The organism is Succinimonas sp., assembly GCF_045225735.1.
Lineage (GTDB): Bacteria > Pseudomonadota > Gammaproteobacteria > Enterobacterales > Succinivibrionaceae > Succinimonas.
In genome coordinates, this window is sequence record NZ_JBGVBR010000057.1 from 1 (window position 1) to 4580 (window position 4580).

Below are 4580 nucleotides of genomic sequence, written 5' to 3' on the forward strand. Positions count from 1 at the left end.
CTCTGTCAATACGAGATCCGCATTCCGATCAAAAAGGCGCGGGCTGTCCGTTTACAGGGAAATTTCTGCATATTGATGTCAGTGCCCTCAGTTAAGGCATGGTTTCTTCAGGCAGGGACGGAATAATCACCCGGGATTTGCCGAGACGAGTGTACCGGGCATGGTATTCTTCAATGGTCAGATATTTGCCGTCAATTACGGCGCCGATGGCCCGTTTTTGGGATTGCCGGCAAGCGACAGTATCCGCTGCTTCTCTTCTTCAGATTGTCCTTTCATCATCGTCTCCGGTATCAGCTTTAATATTGTTATGATATGCCTGTTGTACTAAATGTCACTGTTATTTTGTAAATTATTGCATTCTATAGCTTTGATCTGCAATCAAGACTGACAATTCAGACAATCAGCGCCCATAAATCAGCACCATAAATTCTGCGAAGGCAAATCCTTTTAAATTAAGGCTTTGACAGAAGATGACGCATCTGATCTGAGTTTGCGTTTTCAGCGTTACTGTAATTGGTACTGTGTTTTGGCCGGGCGGTTTTGGCAGCTCCAGACCGACAAGATGCCCCGACAAGATAACAGCAGGATTGCATAATTGTCAAAGCAGGCATCTCCGGACAAAAGTATCGGGATTTATCGTTACCGGTTCCGGCCTGAGCAAAGGATCAGCCCGGCGGCGTCACAAGGGACCTGACTCCGCCCCGCTGCGGGGTTCCCCGCCCTTTTCCGTTCCTTTTTTCTCCTCCTTTATTGTCATCCGGCGATCTGCTACAATACTCACAATTTTTTTACACTGGAAAGGTTAACGGAGCTTTTCATAATGACAGACAAGTCAAATACCTTACTCGTAACCTGCGCATTGCCTTATGCCAACGGGTCCATTCACCTGGGTCATATTCTGGAACATATCCAGGCGGACATCTTTGTCAGGTTCCAGAGAATGCAGGGACGCCGGGTTTATTTTGTATGCGCCGACGATCAGCACGGCACCCCCATTATGATCAAGGCTCAGAAGCTGGGCAGAACCCCCGAGGACGTTATCGGGGAAATGGAAACCGAACACCGCCGGGACTTTGCCGGCTTCGAGATCAGTTATGATCACTACTACCGCACCAACTCTCCGGAAAACCGCGAAATTTCCGAAAAGCTCTACACCATACTCCGGGATCGGGGCTACATTCAGGTAAAAAAGATCTCCCAGCTCTTTGATCCGGAAAAGAAGATGTTCCTGCCGGATCGCTTCGTGAAGGGCACCTGTCCGAGATGCCACGCGGAGGATCAGTACGGGGATAACTGCGAAGTCTGCGGCGCCTCCTACTCTCCGGCCGAGATCATAAATCCCCGCTCCGTGATTTCAGGAGCCGTTCCGGTAATGAAGGAGTCCGAGCACTATTTCTTTGACCTCCCCAAGTTCGAGGGCTTCCTTAAGGAATGGATCAATTCCGGATCCCTGCCCAAGGAAATGGCCAATAAGCTTCAGGAATGGTTTGACGCCGGTCTGCAGCAGTGGGATATCAGCCGGGACGCCCCCTACTTCGGCTTTATGATCCCCGGCACGGAAGACAAATACTTCTACGTCTGGCTGGATGCGCCGGTGGGGTATCTCGCTTCCTTCAAGAACTTCATGACCTCCAAGGGCATCGATTTCGAGGAATTCCTGAAGGAAAGCTCCGATTCCGAAATGGTGCACTTTATCGGCAAGGACATTCTCTACTTCCACAGCCTTTTCTGGCCGGCCATGCTTCACGGCGCCGGCTGCCGGGTGCCGAACCATCTCTACGTCCACGGGTACGTTACGGTGAACGGCGCCAAGATGAGCAAGTCCAAGGGCACCTTCATCAAGGCTGCAACCTACCTTAAGCACTTTGATCCGGAATGCCTCCGCTACTACTACGCCTCCAAGATGAACGGCCGGATCGACGATCTGGATCTCAATCTCCCGGACTTTGTGGCCCGCACCAACTCCGATCTCGTGAACAAGCTGGTAAATCTGGCCTCCCGCACCGCCGTGTTTATCACCAAGAAGTTCCAGGGAAAGCTGGCCGCCTCTCTGGATAATCCGGAGCTTCTGGATTCCTTTGTCGCCGCCCGGGAGGAAATCGCCGCCGGCTACAATGCCCGGGAGTACTCCGCCCTTATCAGAAAGGTCATGGAATTAGCTGATGACGCTAACCGCTACGTGGATGAAAAGGCTCCCTGGGTAGTGGCCAAGGACGAATCCCGGAATGACGAGCTTCAAAGGATCTGCACCACCTGTCTCAACCTTTACCGGGTGCTTATCACCTATCTTTCTCCGGTGCTCCCCAAACTGGCCCGGGACAGCGCGGAGTTCCTGAAGACCGATCTCTCCTGGGATAATCTGGGCACGGCGCTCCTTGATAAGGAAATCGCACCCTTCAAGGCCCTCTTCAAACGCATTGACATGAAGAGCGTGGAGGCCATGATCGCAGACTCCAAGCAGGATCTTCAGGATCTTAACGCTGCGGAAAACAAGACCGCAGCCAAAAAGGGAGAGGCCAAAAAGGATGGCCGGAGCGGCAAGCAGTCTGACGGCAAGAGCAAGGGGAAGGATGAAGACGACGCTCCCGGCATTATCACCATTGACGACTTTGCGAAGCTGGATCTCCGGGCCGCCAAAGTGATCTCCTGCGAGGAGGTGCCGGAATCCGACAAGCTCCTTAAGTTCCAGCTGGATCTCGGCAACGGCGAAACCCGGCAGGTCTTCTCCGGCATCAAGTCCGCCTATCAGGATCCGGCGGCTCTCGTGGGAAGATTTGTGATCATGGTTTATAACCTGGCACCCCGGAAGATGCGCTTCGGGGTTTCCGAGGGCATGATCCTCTCCGCCGGGCCCGGGAAGAAGGATATCTTCCTCCTGTCTGCCGATGAGGGAGTGAAGCCGGGAGATCGGGTGTCCTGATCCTGCCTGATCTGAGGAACGGCAATCTCGCAGAATAAATGCTGAAATACCTGCCGAAATTCGTGTCTGAAAACCATGTTCAGCACATAATAAGCGGCAGAGCTTCAGGCTTAAAAAGAAACCGGGGACACCCCGGTTTTTTTATGTCTGCTGCCGAATACCGAATGCTTCCTACCGGCAGTTCTCCCGGTACACCCTTTCGGCCTTGAGGTTGCCCCGGGAGGCCGACTCCCGGAACAAGGCGCAGGCTGCTTTCAGGTCTCTGTCCACGCCGATGCCGTTCAGAAACATATTGCCGAGAGCATAGGAGGACTGATCGCTGCCCAGACGGTATCCGGTGTAGTACATAATAATCGCCATGCCGTAATCCTGAGGCACCATGATCCCCTGCTCCGAAATGTACCCCAGATAGTTCACCGCCGCCGGCACCATCATTTTGACAGCCTTGAGGATATAGGACACCGCCTCGGCATCCCGGCCGTGCTTCTTGAAGTACATCCCCATCCGGAATATGGCAAGACCGTTGCCTTTGTTTGCGGCCTTTTCGTAATAGTACCAGGCGGTTTCATGCTGCTTTACGTTTCCCCCCAGACCGTCCTGATACATCTTTCCGATAAGGTATTCGGGGATGCCGGTGCGATCTCCGGGAATAAGGCGGGCGAGCTTTGCCGCAGCCTCCTCAAAATCCATGCCCCGGGTATCGTACAGCGGAATGCTGCGGTAGTAGGCATCCGTGGCCCAGATCCCGGAACGGAGGTCGTCAGATTTGGCCAGCTCCTCCGCCTGACGATCTATCTCGGCAAAAACATCATCGGCGGGACTGGGCTTTGGGGCTGTTGCCAAAGCTCTGCCGGAACTGAAAATTCCCTGTCCGGAAGCGGAACCCCGCTGAGCCTGCGGTTTCGGGGCAGGCTTTTCCGGAAGGGACAGCGTGGAAATATTCCGGAGATCCTGCTCCGTAAGGCGATAGGATTCCCCCGGCGGAGTGTCCAGCATGGCCATCCGGATATTGTCCGGCACCTTGAGCTTGCGGTAGAGGTCATTTATGGTCACCGAGTAGCCCCGGGCGGAAAGACTGTCCCCGTCCTCATCGGAGATCCGATGCACGTACATGGAGGCTCCCGGCATGGCAGCCCGGGACGAGCCGGAGATAAATATCAGAAAGCAGGCGCTGGCGCAGGTGGCATTCTCCAGCACCACCGTGCCCATCCCGTCTTCGCTGACCCGCCGGGCGATCTCCAGAGCCGGCATTACCTGTCCGCCGGGACTGTCCAGCACCACGAATTTCGCCGGAATGCCGCCCCGGGAAAGACTGTCAGCGAGAGTGATAAAGTCCGGAGCGTCCCTGGCCCGGATCTCTCCGGTGATGGTGATATAGCCTTCCCCGCTGTCCAATCTGGAGAAGCAGATATCCGCGGCGAGAGACATGGAAGAACCGGAAAGCAGCGAGTCCAAAATCAGGGAACCGCAAAAAACAGAACTGCCGCAAAACCGCGCAATACCGGCAAGGAATCCGCACCGTTTCATAAAGGCCTCCTTTGCGCCGAATGGGAGCCCGGACGTGAGTGTTTGGGACTCATCCGGGGATCTGCTGTGTCCGGAATCTGGTTTCAGAGCTGTCAGGATGAATGCTCCCCTTCTCATTAATTATCCATCATTG

Annotated in this window: 2 protein-coding genes; one reads left to right on the plus strand and one right to left on the minus strand. The window is 54.5% G+C overall.

The window, feature by feature from the left end; all coding sequences use genetic code 11:
- Positions 1 to 820: 820 nt before the first annotated feature.
- Complete coding sequence (metG, locus tag ACJROR_RS01975; RefSeq protein ID WP_406545635.1) at positions 821 to 2920, plus strand: methionine--tRNA ligase; 2100 nt, start codon at positions 821 to 823, stop codon at positions 2918 to 2920.
- Between the two features lie 171 nt (positions 2921 to 3091).
- Here the strand turns inward: metG and ACJROR_RS01980 are convergent, their stop codons facing one another.
- A complete protein-coding gene (locus ACJROR_RS01980; RefSeq protein ID WP_406545636.1) occupies positions 3092 to 4447 on the minus strand; it encodes a hypothetical protein in 1356 nt (451 codons plus the stop codon).
- Between the last annotated feature and the right edge of the window lie 133 nt (positions 4448 to 4580).